This window comes from Marinobacter panjinensis (assembly GCF_005298175.1).
In the GTDB taxonomy this organism is placed as follows: Bacteria; Pseudomonadota; Gammaproteobacteria; order Pseudomonadales; family Oleiphilaceae; genus Marinobacter; species Marinobacter panjinensis.
This window is the reverse complement of record NZ_SZYH01000001.1, coordinates 2,033,505-2,048,790: the sequence shown is the minus strand read 5'-3', so window position 1 is coordinate 2,048,790 and position 15,286 is coordinate 2,033,505. Positions and strand designations below refer to the sequence as shown.

10 protein-coding genes are annotated in these 15,286 nt (G+C 56.5%); 7 read left to right on the top strand and 3 right to left on the bottom strand.

The features are described from left to right. Positions 1-1,797, bottom strand: a complete 1,797-nt coding sequence (locus FDP08_RS09435) for a hypothetical protein (RefSeq protein ID WP_137435776.1) — start codon at positions 1,795-1,797, stop codon at positions 1-3. A 367-nt stretch (positions 1,798-2,164) separates the two neighbouring features. Then, the gene (locus FDP08_RS09430) at positions 2,165-3,529 is read right to left on the bottom strand and encodes a KamA family radical SAM protein (RefSeq protein WP_137435774.1); all 1,365 of its coding nucleotides are present in this window, start codon (positions 3,527-3,529) and stop codon (positions 2,165-2,167) included. A gap of 540 nt (positions 3,530-4,069) precedes the next feature. Between FDP08_RS09430 and aceE the strand changes: the two genes are divergently transcribed. The 3 genes from aceE to FDP08_RS09415 all read left to right on the top strand — a co-directional run bounded on the left by aceE (position 4,070) and on the right by FDP08_RS09415 (position 9,005). Further along, positions 4,070-6,739, top strand: a complete 2,670-nt coding sequence (gene aceE, locus FDP08_RS09425) for a pyruvate dehydrogenase (acetyl-transferring), homodimeric type (RefSeq protein ID WP_137435773.1) — start codon at positions 4,070-4,072, stop codon at positions 6,737-6,739. A 10-nt stretch (positions 6,740-6,749) separates the two neighbouring features. After that, on the top strand, positions 6,750-8,450 hold the full coding sequence (gene aceF / locus FDP08_RS09420) for a dihydrolipoyllysine-residue acetyltransferase (RefSeq protein WP_137435771.1): 1,701 nt from the start codon (positions 6,750-6,752) through the stop codon (positions 8,448-8,450). Positions 8,451-8,708: 258 nt separating this feature from the next. Beyond that, positions 8,709-9,005 carry an oxidoreductase gene (locus tag FDP08_RS09415; RefSeq protein ID WP_345789445.1) on the top strand — a complete coding sequence of 99 codons (297 nt, stop codon included), beginning with the start codon at positions 8,709-8,711 and terminating at the stop codon, positions 9,003-9,005. Positions 9,006-9,025: 20 nt separating this feature from the next. Here the strand turns inward: FDP08_RS09415 and FDP08_RS09410 are convergent, their stop codons facing one another. Further along, on the bottom strand, positions 9,026-10,237 hold the full coding sequence (locus tag FDP08_RS09410; RefSeq protein WP_170978999.1) for a DcaP family trimeric outer membrane transporter: 1,212 nt from the start codon (positions 10,235-10,237) through the stop codon (positions 9,026-9,028). A 207-nt stretch (positions 10,238-10,444) separates the two neighbouring features. Between FDP08_RS09410 and FDP08_RS09405 the strand changes: the two genes are divergently transcribed. From FDP08_RS09405 to astA, 4 genes are read left to right on the top strand one after another with little or no spacing between them, the layout of a single operon-like run. Beyond that, complete coding sequence (locus FDP08_RS09405) at positions 10,445-11,896, top strand: exonuclease domain-containing protein (protein WP_137435769.1); 1,452 nt, start codon at positions 10,445-10,447, stop codon at positions 11,894-11,896. Between the two features lie 49 nt (positions 11,897-11,945). Continuing rightward, a complete protein-coding gene (locus FDP08_RS09400) occupies positions 11,946-13,163 on the top strand; it encodes an aspartate aminotransferase family protein (protein ID WP_137435767.1) in 1,218 nt (405 codons plus the stop codon). Positions 13,164-13,194: 31 nt separating this feature from the next. Further along, positions 13,195-14,211: an arginine N-succinyltransferase gene (locus tag FDP08_RS09395; protein WP_137435765.1), complete on the top strand. Its 1,017-nt coding sequence runs from the start codon at positions 13,195-13,197 to the stop codon at positions 14,209-14,211. 28 nt (positions 14,212-14,239) lie between these two features. Beyond that, positions 14,240-15,286 (top strand): arginine N-succinyltransferase, encoded by a 1,047-nt coding sequence (gene astA / locus FDP08_RS09390; protein WP_137435763.1) that lies wholly within the window; start codon positions 14,240-14,242, stop codon positions 15,284-15,286.

Genomic DNA, 15,286 nt, shown 5'->3' with positions numbered 1-15,286 from the left:
TTACTGACGAGTCATAAAGCCAGGCTCGATGTCGTTGGCATCTTCGTGCTTCATTACGAACCCGAACGCGCTGGAGCGACCGGCTACCTGCCAGATATGGCCTTGCTCGGGCTTGCCAGGAAAGCTGACGACAGCATGACCTTTGGTATTGATTGCCCACTCGCAAGCGGTACCATCGTAACTGCAGGTTTTGTTGTCATTGATCACCAGTTTGTTATTGACCACGTTTTCAGTCGGGATGTTGACGTTGTATTCGCCTGTAAATGTACCGAGCGTTACGGGCTGGGTTTTGTAGAGGCGAGCCAGGATATCTGAGCCTTCATCGGCTACGAACAGCAGGTTGCCTGCATCCCAGGCACGGAAAGTTTCCGAGGCACCGCCATCAGCATCCAGTGTCAGAGCATTTCCTGCCAGAGACCAGGTTCCCTTAGAGAATACAGCTCCCTGCTCGCCAGTATCCGTTTCGTTGGTATAGCGGACGAAACTGCTGTTGGTGAAGTCCAACATGTACACTGAGTTTTCACCTTCGTTGCGAAGCAGGAAGCTGTTCCCTGCAAACGTGTCGGGCCCGACATCAGTAAGGTTTGGTGTAGCAGTTGCCGTACCCACAGCCGTCAGGTTGTTGACATCCCCTTCGGTAGTGTATTGCAGATAAATCGCGATTCGGTTGTCCTGTCCCTTTAAAAAGAACGCTTCACTGAATCCGCTGTTATCGTCAGGGCTGAGGTAGAAAAATGGGTTGGTCTCTCCTTCAACGTAGTAGGTTCCTTGCTCAGAAGTGCCGGTTCCATTAAGCATGGAATATGCTTTGGTTTCACTGTTCAACTGAAGCAGGGTGCCTTGATCGGTCCCGGTTGCAATCTGGAATGTTTCATCCTGTGAGCTGGTGAACGGAGCAGTCTCCCAGAAAATCATGGGGGTCTCTCCATCATCCAGGATGATTCCCTGACCGGTGCCACAGACGCCAACAGTGTCTGATCCGCCCTCGAATGTCAGGGTCAGGGTTTTAGCCTGACCGTCGATAGACCAGGAACCGCTGCGCTCTATTTGTTTGCCTTCGTCGTTGGCGATCTCCTTGAACTCAGTGGTAGAGCTGAATTCAAACAGCGTAATCTCGCCATTCCCGATCCGACCGAAGAACTTACCAGTGAGATCGTCATTCTCCACCGCGGCATCGTCAGAGGAACAGCTGACTTTGGATGCCGCTTCAAAATCCGCCAGTGTCTGGTTCAGGTGACCCAGTGCCGACGCTCGATCAACCAGTTCCGCTCTCTGTACAGAGTTCTTTTCCGTCAGTTCAAGAATGCCGGCTTTGGCGCTTTCTGACGACAGATCCAGTGCCGAAACTTCGCCACCGGTCGAATTCCTGGCAGTTTCCCGCGCGGCATTGTTAATGGTGATACCGTTTTCCAGAATGCCGTCGTCGTCCAGCGTCTGAAGGAAGCGGGCAATGTTGGCCACCGCGTCTTCATTGGTTAGGCCGATACTCTTGGGTGAGATCATTTTGGCGCCGTCTGCCGAGCCCACAAAGTAGTTGCCCACCTTGAAGTAAACAGCATCGCCGTCCATGAAGCGAAATCTGCCGTCATCGCCCGTAACACCGGTAATGCCGGAGGGTTTGGCTTCGTATTGTAGGCCGCCAACCGGGCTGTCGATGAAGTTGCCGGTATTTTCTGTTGGTGGAGTCTGGTTTACAGGAGGTGTGCTTCCCGAGGAACTTCCGCCGCCGCAGGCGACTAGCGCGGATGTAAGGCTGGTGGCGACGATGGCGCGCAGGAGGGCTTTCTTCTTGAACATAGTAGTTCCGTTATTGGCTGTTGTCACAAAATCAGCGGGCTTTAGTGACGCTGGACTGTTGTTTAATCGTCTGGCCTGAAAGGGGAAGGAGGCGTTAGCTGGTTTATCCCTCCCAGGTCCTTGGAGCTGCCGTGACGACGGTTCTTCATTTGCGAAAGAACTGTGAGGAAGCTAGGGGAAGGGCTGGTGATGCGCAATCGAGTGGGCGCAAAACATTGTAAAATGATGTTTTTAAAATGTTTTTTTAAAGCAGTCAATAAGAGGAGGGTAACTGGTGTGGTTCGTCGGTAACGATTCGTAGGATTAGTGTTGCAACAATCGGGTCCAGCTGGCACATCCGTGTGCCAGCTTAGAAGAGATACGGCGTTTAGTTGTTCCCTTTTTTCATTTCCTCAAACTCATCCTCAAAGAAGAACTTCTCCTCCCCGAGGGCTGGTTCCAGTTCATGCAGCCAGGTGGCTGTTTCGCTGTATTTGGCAAAGAACGGGCGCTGTACCCAGTCCGGGTTACGGGCCTGGATAAACCGGAGCACGAACACCTTTTCACCGTTGATCTCGGTGATGCCCTGTACCTCTACCTTGCCGGGGCCGGCGCTCATTGACGGGCCGCGGGCGGTACGCGCGAGCCCGGATACCTGCTTCATGGCCTCGCGGTAGATATGGAATGCTTCTACCAGGGGCACTTCGAAGTAATTCTTGGCACCGGTATCGCGCTCTACAAACATGTAGTAGGGGATGATGCCCAGCTGCACTTCCTTGTTCCACAGCTTCGCCCAATCGTCGGCGTTGTCGTTGACATGTTTGATCAGCGGACCCTGGGCACGGATTTCGGCACCGGTGGCGCGCAGGCGGCGAATGGCCTCTTCGGCGATGTCGGTGGTGATTTCCTGCCAGTGGTTGTAGTGAGCCATGATGGCTACGTGCTTGCCCGCATCGACCAGGCGGGCAAACAGGTCGATCAGCTCGTCTGCGTCCTTGTCGGTCACAAAGCGGTATGGCCAGAAGGTGAGGGCCTTGGTGCCGATTCGGATGGTCTGGATGTGGTCAAGCTCCGGCTGTAGCAGCGGCTCCAGATACTGGACCAGGTGCTTGGTCTTCATCACCATGGGGTCGCCGCCGGTGACCAGCAGGTCACTGACTTCGGTATGCTCCTGCAGGTAACCGTGAAGCTTTTCAGCTTCGGTGCTGGCCATCTTCAGGTCCTTGTCACCCACAAACTGTGCCCAGCGGAAGCAGAAGGTGCAGTAGGAGTGGCAGGTCTGGCCCTGGGCAGGGAAGAACAACACGGTTTCCCGGTACTTGTGCTGCACGCCGTCCAGAACCTCGCCGTTCAACTCCGGCATGTTCATTTCCATCTGGCCAGCGGGATGCGGGTTCAGCTCGTCGCGAATTTCCTTCGCCACTGCCTGGATCTCTTTCTTGTCGGCGCCGTCCCTGTGCATTTTTGCCATGCGCTCGTAATGCTCGTCCTTCAGCATGCCTTTCTGGGGAAACACCAACTGATAGATGGGGTCGTTGGGCACCTTGTCCCAGTTGATCAGTTCATTGATGACATATTCGTTGACCCGGAAAGGCAGCACGCTGGCTACCACTTTCATCTCGAACAGGGTCTCTTCCGGGAGGTTCTGGATAACGTCGATCTTGTCGAGCTGGCGGTCCGTATAGACCTTGAAGCGCCGCTCTTCGAACTCGGCAGTCGGGATGCGGTTCGGGAACGTGACGATGGAGTTCATAGATCGCCCTCTTTGGTTATGCGCCAAATTCAGGAGGGTGGAATCCGCCACCGCTCCGCTGGTTAAAAAACGGGCAGGCGAGTATACATAAATCCAAAAGCATTTTCAGGTCTAAATAAAACGGGCGTGATCAACTCATTCGCGTCCGGTAGGAATCCTACGACATTGGTCTGAACATGCTTGTTTGAAGACGAAAAAGGCGCCATTCTTACGTAAGTAACCGAAATAGTCCGTAGGCCGGCGTAATTTTGTCCTGAAAATTGAATTTTGGCACCAAAATGTAGTAAAAATACTACGTAATATTCGGGTTGACTCCGGCGGCAGTGTTGTAGCCGTCCGGATGCGTCAGGCCAAAAACCGTCAAAGCAAGGCGCTTCAGGCAGTAAAACTGGCAATCGTGTTCTATGCTTGTTCAAGACAACAAACAGGCGAATGCCCACAACAAAACGCTCTGCATTCCATCGCAGCTTATCGACACTGCAAGGCGCTTAGCTGCTGATCGTGGCACGCGCCGTACTTTTTATGCCAAGGGGAGGTTTGATGTACCAGGACGATGATCCCATAGAGACCAGTGAATGGCTGGATGCGCTGGAGTCTCTGATCGAACAGGAGGGCGTTGATCGCGCCAAGTACATTCTTGAAAGGCTCTCCGAACGAGCCAGCCGCGACGGCACCGAGTTGCCCTATTCCATCACTACACCGTTCCGCAATTCCATTCCGGTAACCCAGGAAGCCCGAATGCCGGGCGATCTGTTCATGGAGCGCCGTATCCGCTCGCTGATCCGCTGGAATGCCATGGCCATGGTGCTGCGGGCGAATCAGCGCCCGGGTGAGCTGGGCGGGCACGTGTCGTCATTCTCCTCGGCAGCCACACTTTATGATGTCGGCTTTAACTACTTCTTCCACGGCGGTGATGAAAAGCGGGAATCGGACCTGGTTTATTTCCAGGGCCACTCCTCACCCGGTATTTACGCCCGTTCCTACCTGGAGGGCCGCTTTGATGAAGCGCAGCTGGATAAATACCGGGAGGAGGTCGATGGCAATGGTCTGTCTTCCTATCCCCACCCCTGGCTGATGCCGGATTACTGGCAGTTCCCCACCGTGTCCATGGGCCTCGGCCCGATCCAGGCCATCTATCAGGCCCACGTGATGAAGTATCTGCACAGCCGCGAGCTGATCGACATGGGCGATCGCAAAGTGTGGTGCTTTGTCGGTGACGGCGAATGCGACGAGCCGGAAACCCTGGGCTCAATCTCTGTGGCCGGCCGTGAGAACCTCAGCAATCTCATCTTCGTGGTCAACTGCAACCTGCAGCGCCTGGACGGCCCGGTAAGGGGCAATGGCAAGATTATCCAGGAGCTGGAAGGCGTCTTCCGCGGTGCCGGCTGGAACGTGCTGAAAGTGGTTTGGGGCCGCATGTGGGATCCGCTGTTCGAGAAAGACGAGGATGGCCTGATGCAGCGGGTCATGGATGAAGCCGTGGACGGTGACCTGCAGAACTTCAAGAGCAACGGTCCGGCCTACACCCGCAAGCACTTCTTCGGGAAATACCCGGAGTTGTCCAAGATGGTGGACAACCTCACCGACGAGGACATCAACAAGCTCAACCGTGGTGGTCACGACCCCTATAAGGTCTATGCGGCCTATCACCATGCCATCCACAACAATGGCGGGCGGCCGACGGTGATCCTGGCTCATACCATCAAGGGTTACGGTTTTGGTAGTGCGGGCGAAGCCCAGAACACGGCACACTCCCTGAAGAAGCTCGATATCGAGCAGCTCAAGGCCTTCCGTGACCGCTTTGCGGTGCCACTGAAAGATGAAGAGCTCAAGGACGTGCCTTACTACCGCCCGGCGCCGGACAGTCCGGAAATTGTCTACATGAACAAGCGCCGGAAGGAACTGGGCGGCTTCTACCCCAAGCGCCGCAAAGACTGCCAGCCGCTGCAGGCGCCGTCGCTGGACACCTTCAAAACGCTGCTGGACGGCTCCAATGGCCGTGAGATTTCCACCACCATGGCGTTTGTGCGCCTGTTGACGGCACTGACCAAAGACAAGCGTATCGGTAAGCGTATTGTTCCCATCGTGCCGGACGAGGCCCGTACCTTCGGTATGGAGGGCATGTTCCGCCAGCTGGGTATCTATACCTCGGAAGGCCAGAAGTACGTGCCGGAAGATCGTGAACAGATCATGTACTACAAGGAAGACAAGAAAGGTCAGGTCCTTGAGGAGGGGATCAACGAGGATGGTTCCATGGCGGCCTGGATGGCAGCGGCCACTTCCTACAGCACCAACAACTTCCCGCTGATACCCTTCTACATCTTCTATTCCATGTTCGGTTTCCAGCGTGTGGGCGACCTTGCCTGGGCGTCCGGTGACATCCAGGCGCGTGGTTTCCTGATCGGCGGTACCGCCGGGCGTACCACGCTCAACGGCGAAGGCCTGCAGCACCAGGACGGCCACAGCCACATCCTGGCCCAGACCATTCCCAGCTGTAAGGCGTACGACCCGGCCTACGGCTACGAGATGGCCGTGGTGGTTCAGCATGGCATCAAGGAAATGTTTGAAGACAATCAGAACGTTTTCTACTACCTGACTATGGAAAACGAAAACTACGAACAGCCCGCGATGCCGAAAGACAAGAAGGTGGAAGAGGGCATCATCAAGGGCATGTACCAGATTGAATCCGTTGAAACCAAGGGCAAGAAGAAGTCCCCACGGGTTCAGCTGCTGGGTTCCGGTGCCATTCTCAACGAGGTGCGCTCGGCGGCGCAGCTGCTGAAGGATGACTTCGGCGTGGCCAGTGATGTGTGGAGCGTTACCAGCTTCAACGAGCTGGCCCGCGACGGCCTGCACATTGAGCGCTGGAATCGCCTGCACCCGGACGACACCGCCAAGAAGGCGTACGTCACCCAGTGCCTGGAGAAGCAGCAGGGGCCGGTGGTGTCTTCCACCGACTACATCAAGCTGCTGTCTGAGCAGATTCGCGCCTACATCCCCAAAACCTATCTGACCCTGGGCACCGACGGCTTCGGCCGCAGTGACACCCGCGAGAAATTGCGGAGCCACTTCGAGGTGGATCGCTACTACGTGGCGGTGACCGCGCTGGCGGCTTTGGCACGGGACGGTGAGATCAAGGAGGACGTGGTTCTCGAAGCCATGCGGAAGTACGGAATCGATCGCAACAAAACGAACCCGGTGCTGAGCTAAGGAGACCGCCATGAGTGAGCAGGAAATCAAGGTTCCGGATCTCGGCGGTGCAGACGAGGTCGAGGTCATCGAAATACTCGTCAGCAAGGGGGATTCGGTTGAGGAAGAAGATCCGATACTGACGGTAGAGTCCGACAAGGCATCGGTTGAGCTGCCATCGCCGGGCGCTGGCAAAATCACCAAAATTACCGTCAAGGTGGGGGACAAGGTCAAGGAAGGCGACGTTGTTGCCATGATGGAAGCCAGCGGCGATGCCGGTGGTTCGGATGACGCCAAGGGCGCTGGCGAAGAGGCCAGCTCCGCCAAGGACGAAAAAGCCGAAGACACGTCGGAAGACAAGGCCGAGGATAAAGCCGAAGAGAAAAAGCCGGCGCCGAAAAAATCCGGCGGTTCCCGGAAGGAAACCGTGAAGGTGCCAGCGCTGGACGGTTTCGACAATGTACCGGTGATCGAGATCAACGTCAGCGAGGGCGATGAGATCGAAGCGGACGACCCGCTGGTCACCGTGGAGTCCGACAAGGCCACCATGGAGATTCCTTCTCCCTATGCCGGCAAGATTGGCAAGATCCTGGTGTCCGAGGGCGACAAGATCTCCGAAGGCCTTGATCTGGTTGAGATGACCGTTGTGGAAGGCGGTGGTGAGGGCGCAGAAGAGAGTGGCGAGGAAGACGCCTCTTCTGAATCAGCAAAGTCCTCAGGTGACGACAAACCCGAAAGCAAAGCCGAGTCGAAAGGCAAGAGCGAAGAGCCAAAGCCAGAGCCGTCATCGGCAACCTATGAGCCGCCTACCCCGGGTGCCAAAGTCCACGCTGGCCCGGCGGTGCGCAAGCTGGCCCGCGAATTCGGTGCTGACCTTGCCCGTATCAAAGGCTCTGGCCCGAAACATCGCATCCTCAAGGACGACGTTCAGGCCTACGTGAAGAGCCAGCTGCAACAGACGCAGCAGGGCAGCACGGTGGCCGGTGGCGGTGGTGCCGGTATTCCCGGCGTGAAGCTGCCGGACTTCAGCCAGTTTGGTGAGATTGAGCGTGAATCCATGTCGCGCATGATGTTTGCCACGGCCAACAACATGCAGCGCAGCTGGCTGAACGTGCCCCACGTGACCCAGTTCGAGGATGCGGACATTACCGATATGGAAGACTTCCGCAAGTCGCAGAAAGCGGCTGGCGAGAAGAAAGGTGTGAAGATGACACCGCTTCCGTTCCTGCTGAAGGCCTGTGCCACCGCGCTGGCGGAATTGCCGCAGTTCAATGTGTCGCTGGATATGGACCGTAAGGAAGTGGTCCGCAAGCAGTACATTCATATCGGGATTGCGGTGGATACGCCCAACGGGCTGATGGTGCCGGTGATCAGGGATGTGGACAAGAAGGGGCTATGGGAGCTTGCGGCGGAAAGTGCGGAGCTGGCCCAGAAGGCCAGGGACAAGCAGCTCAAACCGGCGGAAATGCAGGGTGCCTGTTTTACCATCACCAGTCTGGGTGGTATCGGAGGCACGGCGTTTACGCCGATTGTGAACACGCCGGAGGTGGCGATTCTTGGTGTGTCCAAGGCGGCGATGAAGCCGGTCTGGGATGGCAAGGGTTTCCAGCCGCGGCTGTTGCTGCCGCTGTCGCTGTCCTATGATCACCGGGCGGTGAACGGGGCGGATGCTGCCCGGTTTACTTCCCTGTTGAGTCAGCTGTTGGGGGACATTCGGTCCCTGCTTCTTTAAGGCTGGTAGTATGGGTTCCTGTAGCCTTCGGGTTATGGGGGCTTTCGCGAGGCCGGTAAGGTTATTCAGAACACGCCCGTGGATACGTCCCTGTAGGGCTCGGTCGCGCCATCCCTGGCGCTCCACGGTTCTGAATAACCTTACCGGCCTCGCTTGCTCTGGCTCCGGTAATATCGCCTTTGTCGTCTCGTTACTACTGCTGACTTGTTGGAGACCGGATTCTCCTCGGCAGAAACCCTGGGCACGATGGATAATCGTGTGACCAGGGATCTGCCACGTCTTTACAGGACCTGGGCCGAGGGTGGAGTCGGGCTCTCCATTACCGGGAACGTGATGATTGATCGTCGCCATATTGGTGAGCCGGGAAATGTGGTGCTGGGGGATAAGTGGGGTGGTAGTCCGAAGAAGCGGATGCGGTTTGTGGTGGAGGTGTACAAGGCGATCAGAGCGGCCACCGGTGAGCACTTCGGGGTTGGCATCAAGCTGAATTCGGGCGGGGGAGTAATTCTGAAGCCTGCAAACAAAAACCCCGGCCGGAGCCGGGGTTTCTGCTGAGTTAACTTCTAATTAAAGGCTTAGAAGTTGTACTGAGCGGCAAACAGGATGCGGCTTGCATCGCCGTCGTCGCCACTGACGTTTTCACGCTTCAGGAATTGATATTCAACCCCCATCGTGACGTCCTGAGCCGGCGTCCACTTGTAGTTGGCCATGACGGCTGAGTTGGTTTCGCTCTGACCGGCAACAGCTACGCCATCGTCCTGAGCGTCATCCCAATCGACTTCGACCAAACCGTAGCCGATGTTGATGCTGCGGCCAGCGCCCAGGTTGAAGCCTGCACCAACCGTTCCACCAAAGCCAGAAATGGTTTCCACATCACCGGATGCCGGATCAACGTAGGCGCTGGCTGCACCGAAGTTTTCACCTGAACGGTACAGATAGCTGTTGGCGCCATCGGTGTAGCTGAGGGAGCCCTGAACAGTGATCATGTCACTCAGTGCCATCTTGGCTGCGACAAAGGTGGCAAAGCCCATCGAGCTTTCGTCACTTGAGCCGTCGTCATAACCTACTTGATGCGCGAGGACTGCAGCAGAATATGATAGCCCACCTGAGGAATCTTCCATCCTGGCTGTGAGTGCTGGCAGGCTCTGCTTTTGTGTCGATGCTGTTGTCCGTCCTACATATACCGGATCGCCATCTGTGTCAGTTCCAACAACGAAACCAGGATCCGTTACAGCGGTCGCCCCAATGATTGAGGCCTGAGGATCTTCCAGTGATACAGAAAATGGCCCTGTAGTATAGCGCATCTGGGCAGTACGGGACTGATAACCGGCAGCACCTGGCAAGGAGTCAAAGTCCAGAGTTGCGGTGTTGCCAACGAAACTGGTGAAGTTAGACCAGGTCTGGCCCATCAGAACACCATTGTACGAACCATAAGCATGACGCAGGCGAAGAGAGCCACCACCGCTACCACGGAAGTCACCTTCAATGTTAACTGTAACGCCTGCCGGTGTTACTGTTTTAAGACCAATCCTGCTCTGGTACGCGTCAGCGCCGAAGTGGCCATCTGGCGCATCGTCGTTGTTTACAAGGCCCGCATAGGAACCTGAACGGGTGCTCAGTGCCTGGTTGCTATCGATATCGTAAGAAGCACCAAGACGGGCGTAGCCGTAGATGTCAGTTTCGTAGCCGCCAGTTTCGAAGCTGACCGCGTTTGCCTGCGCAGCGACCCCCAGAATTGCTACTGCAGCCGTTGATCGAATTGCCATTCTCAGTTTGTTGCTTTGCATCTTTGTTGTCTCCACACATTATTTTTGTTGGACCCACTTCAAAGTAGTTACGAATCCATGACATTTCAAATAAATTCTTGCATTAGTTAGACGAATGTCTATACAACGAAATCGGTGGGTTAGGGGAACTTTTTGAGGATTGTGTTTATTTCCGCTCGCCAGTAAGGCAGAACATCGGTAATTTCCGGCTTTGCGTACCTATCTCCCATGAAAAAAAATATCCGTACTCTCGACTCCGCCACTTTCGCTTTTCTCGATATCGAGACCACTGGTGGCAATAATTCACACGACCGGATTACCGAGATCGGTATCCGCTTCTGGCGTTCGGGGCAAATCGTCGGCGAGTGGCAGACTCTGGTCAATCCGGAAACACGTATTTCTCCCTTTATTCAGAGCCTGACCGGAATCACTGACGCCATGGTTGCAGACGCGCCGGTGTTTGCCGAGATCTCCGAAGAGCTGGAGTCCCGGCTGAAAGACACCATTTTTGTCGCCCACAACGCCCGTTTTGACTACGGCTTTATCAAGGGTGAGTTCCGGCGGCTGGGTCTACTGTTTTCTGCGAAAGTGCTTTGCACCGTCAAGCTGTCCCGCAAGCTCTATCCCGGGTTCCGGCGCCACAATATGGATGCGCTGATCGAGCGCCACGGCCTTGACCAGGTTCAGCGACACCGGGCAATGGGGGACGTGTCCGCCATGTTGGCGTTTTTTGAGCAGGCGCTGGCGGAAAAAGGCACGCAAGCGATGGATGAAGCCATTGCTGAACTGCTGCAGCGGCCGAGTATTCCCTCCAATCTGCCGGTCGATGTGCTGCAGGACCTTCCCCGCGGGCCGGGGGTCTATCGTTTCTATGGTGAAAATGACGTTCTTCTCTATGTAGGTAAAAGTACTGACATCGCCCAGCGTGTGGCCTCCCACTTCTCTGGTGACCACGGTTCCAGCCGTGGTGTTCGCATGTCGGAGAGCCTGCGGCGGGTGGACTGGACAGAAACTGCTGGCGAGCTGGGCGCGTTACTGCTTGAATTAAAGCAGATCAAGCAGTTGAAGCCGTTGTTCAATCGTCGCTCCCGTGCCGCCAAGAACCTGGTGAGCATTGAGCTTGCGAATAATACCGACGGCTACCTCCAGGCCCGGCTGGTTCGGGAAATCGAACCTCACCGGCTTGGTGATTATTTCGGTTTGTTCCGCAGTAAGCGGGACGCGGAAAAGGCCCTCAGCGGCATTGCGGTAAGGAACGACCTCTGCAACAAGCTGCTGGGCCTGGAGCCGGATCATGAGGGCCCTTGCTTTCAGCGTACTCTGGGCCGCTGTAAAGGCGCCTGTGAAGGTGGCGAAGACGTTACCAGGTACAACCTCAGGGTGCAGATCGCATTCCATGCGTTGCGCCTGAAGACCTGGCCCTGGAAGGGGTCGGTAGGGATTGTGGAGCACAACAGTAAAACCGGGAAGACCGATATTCTGGTGGTCTTTAACTGGATGCATGTCGCCACGCTGGACAGTGTGGGTGAGCTGGACAATCTGTCGTTGCAGGGCCAGGCCGTCAATTTTGACCTGGACTCCTACAAACTGCTGGTCAAGGCTCTGATAGGCCGGGATGGCCGGTCGCTGAAGGTTGTGGAACTGGATGCGGTGGGCGCACCGGATGTGCTCATGCCCTGAGTGGCGTATGATTAAATTTACTTTTTCACGTTTTGTTTGAGAGACACCAATGAACAGAGAACCCGTCAGCCGTGAATTATTCGATGAGGTAATGGTCCCCAACTACGCACCCGGGTCTGTGATTCCCGTGAGGGGGGAAGGCTCCCACGTGTGGGATCAGGAAGGTAAGGAGTATATCGATCTGGCGGGTGGTATTGCGGTGACCTGTCTGGGGCATTCCCACCCGGGCCTGGTGAGTGCGCTGATGGATCAGGCCGAGAAAATCTGGCACCTGTCCAATGTGATGACCAACGAGCCGGCGCTGCGGCTGGCAAAAACCTTGTGTGATCTTACCTTTGCCGAGCGGGTGTTCTTCGCCAACTCCGGTGGTGAGGCCAACGAGGCCGCCTTCAAACTGGCCCGTCGTTACGCCTGGGAGCACTTTGGCCCGGAAAAAAACGAGATCATCGCCTTCAAAAACGCCTTTCACGGCCGCACCCTGTTCACTGTCAGCGTGGGTGGCCAGCCCAAGTACCTGGAGGGTTTTGAACCGGCGCCAGGCGGTATCCACCACGCCGACTTCAATGACCTGGAATCGGTGAAGAAGCTGATATCCAAAGACAAAACCTGTGCCGTAGTGGTGGAGCCGATCCAGGGTGAGGGTGGGGTTATGCCCGCTGATGCGGAGTTCCTCAAGGGCCTGCGCCAGCTTTGTGATGACAACGATGCCCTGCTGGTGTTTGACGAGGTTCAGTCCGGCGTTGGCCGTACTGGCCACCTGTACGCCTATCAGATGTACGGGGTAACGCCGGATATTCTCTCCACAGCCAAGGGCCTCGGCGGGGGCTTCCCGGTGGCGGCCATGCTCACCACTGAAAAAGTCGCCACAAGCCTGGCTGTCGGCACCCACGGCAGTACCTATGGTGGCAACGCTCTGGCCTGTGCCGTTGCCCAAAGGGTGATTGACACCGTCAGTCAGCCAGACATTCTCAAGGGTGTCGCCGCGCGTTCCGACCGGCTGCGCAAGGGCATGATGGACATCGGCGAGCGTTATGGCATCTTCAGTGAAGTCCGTGGCTCCGGCCTGCTGCTGGGGTGCGTGCTTACCGATGAGTGGAAAGGCAAGGCCAAGGAATTTCTCAATGCCGGCCTCGCCGAGGGTGTGATGGTGTTGATTGCCGGACCCAATGTGGTGCGGCTGGCGCCGTCGCTGATTATTCCCGAGCCGGATATTGACGAAGCGCTGGCCCGGTTTGAGGCCGGTGTCAAAAAGGTTTGCGGACAATAAATTTTGCGGACTACAACCAGGGGAGCCGCCTATGTGGCTGGTACGTCCGGCTCAGCCGGGTGACCTGAAAGACATACTCGACATCGCCGGGGGGCAAGGCCCCCGGATGTCATCCACCTTGCCCAAAAAAGAAGAGGCACTGTCCCGGAAGATTGAGCAGTCCGCCCGTTCGTTTGCTGGCCAGAACGGGCCCGATGAGTCCGAACGGTTCCTGTTTGTGCTGGAAGATATCGGCACCGGAACAGTCCATGGCGTATCCGGCATTGATGCCCGGGCCGGAAATGGGCAACCGTTCTACAACTACCGCAAGGATGCGCTTATCCATGCCTCCCATGAGTTGGGGGTTTCCCGGCGGGTGGAAGTCCTGTACCCGTCCCATGCCCTGACAGACAACACCCTGCTGTGTTCCTTTACCATCAAACCGGAGCTGCGTCGCACCGATGCCTTCGAGCTGCTGTCACGGGCCAGGATGCTGTTTATTGCCGCACACCGTCACCTGTTCACCGATCAGACTGTGGTGGAAATACAGGGCGTGCAGACAGAAAACGGGGAGGTGCCGTTCTGGGACAGCCTGGGCCGGCATTTCTTCAATATGGATTTTGAAACCGCGGACCAGTATTCCGGTATGCTTAGCAAAACCTTTATTGCTGAGCTCATGCCACCCAACCCGATCTACGTCACCTTGCTGAGCCAGGCGGCCCGGGAAGCGCTGGGCCAGCCCCACGAACAGACTCGGGCAACCTTTGAACTGCTGCAGCATGAGGGGTTTCATAGCGGCTGTTACCTGGATATTTTTGATGCCGGGCCGGTGCTTGAAGCCCGTACCGACGCGCTCAAATCCGTTGTGACCAGCCACCCGAAAACCCTGCACGCCGCCAATACCGATGACGGCGAGATGTGCCTGATCTCCGGAGGCGAGGGTGAGAGTTTCCGCTGCACTCTGACGCCACTGACCGAGAGCCTCGGGGACGAGATCAAGGTACCGCTGAAAACCTGGGAGTGCCTGGGCAGGAGCTCCGGTGACGACGTAAGGATTACACCGTTATGAACAGGGCGATCGCACTCAGGAGGCCGGTATGCTGTTGATCCGACCACTACAGGAAAACGATCTGGAAGCCCTGTATGCCATGGCGCAGGGGGCAGGCAAGGGTCTGACCACGCTGCCGGCAGACCGGGAGTTGTTACAGAAAAAGATTAACCATACCCGGGAAACCTTCAATCAACGCTGTGCCCCCGAGGCCGGGCTCTATCTGTTTGCCCTCGAGGACACTGAGCTGGGGCAATGCGTAGGTATCAGCGGCATTCAGGCAAGGGTTGGTCTGGATGAGGTGTTCTATAACTACCGTCTGAGTGTGACGGTAAATGCCTCCCGCGAGCTTGGTGTGCATGTACGCACGCCAACGCTTCACCTGTCCAACGACATGACCGATACCACCGAGATCTGTTCACTGTTGCTGTCGGCCTCTCATCGGGGTGGCGGCACCGGGCTGCTGCTGTCCCGTTGTCGGTTCATGTACCTGGACGATTTCAGAAAGCACTTTTCCGAAAAGGTGTTTGCTGAAATGCGGGGCGTATCTGACGGTAATGGCCAGAGCCCCCTCTGGGATGCTCTGGGCAGCAAGTTCTTTGATATGGAATTCAGCGAAGCGGATATGCTTTCCGGGCTGGGCAACAAGTCATTTATCGCCGAACTGATGCCGAAATATCCCATTTACCTGCCGATGCTGCCGGATGCTGCCCGGGCAGTGATTGGCCGGGTGCACGAGAACACCGCGCCTGCGCTGAACATGCTGCAGGCGGAAGGGTTCAACTTTAACGGGATGGTGGATATTTTTGATGGTGGCCCGGTGGTGGAGGCTTTCATCCATAACATCCGCACCGTGCGCGAGGGCATCAACCGCCACGTGATGATCCGCAAGAAGCCGCTGGATATGAAGGTGCCGGCAGAAGACCAGGTGATGATATCCAACCGTTCGTTCCGGGACTTTCGGATAACCACCATACCCGCCGAGTGTATCGGGCTTGATACTGTCAGTATACCGGCCGAAGTGGCAGAGGCGCTGGAGGTCGAATCCGGGGATCGTGTGCGGCTGGCCCCTTTGAAAGATACCGGAAAGAGGTAG

Coding starts and splice junctions, on each gene's coding strand:
- FDP08_RS09430 (WP_137435774.1), bottom strand. CDS start 3,529: ATGAACTCCATCGTCACGTTCCCGAACCGCATCCCGACTGCCGAGTTC.
- FDP08_RS09435 (WP_137435776.1), bottom strand. CDS start 1,797: ATGTTCAAGAAGAAAGCCCTCCTGCGCGCCATCGTCGCCACCAGCCTT.
- aceE (WP_137435773.1), top strand. CDS start 4,070: ATGTACCAGGACGATGATCCCATAGAGACCAGTGAATGGCTGGATGCG.
- FDP08_RS09395 (WP_137435765.1), top strand. CDS start 13,195: ATGTGGCTGGTACGTCCGGCTCAGCCGGGTGACCTGAAAGACATACTC.
- aceF (WP_137435771.1), top strand. CDS start 6,750: ATGAGTGAGCAGGAAATCAAGGTTCCGGATCTCGGCGGTGCAGACGAG.
- FDP08_RS09410 (WP_170978999.1), bottom strand. CDS start 10,237: ATGCAAAGCAACAAACTGAGAATGGCAATTCGATCAACGGCTGCAGTA.
- astA (WP_137435763.1), top strand. CDS start 14,240: ATGCTGTTGATCCGACCACTACAGGAAAACGATCTGGAAGCCCTGTAT.
- FDP08_RS09405 (WP_137435769.1), top strand. CDS start 10,445: ATGAAAAAAAATATCCGTACTCTCGACTCCGCCACTTTCGCTTTTCTC.
- FDP08_RS09400 (WP_137435767.1), top strand. CDS start 11,946: ATGAACAGAGAACCCGTCAGCCGTGAATTATTCGATGAGGTAATGGTC.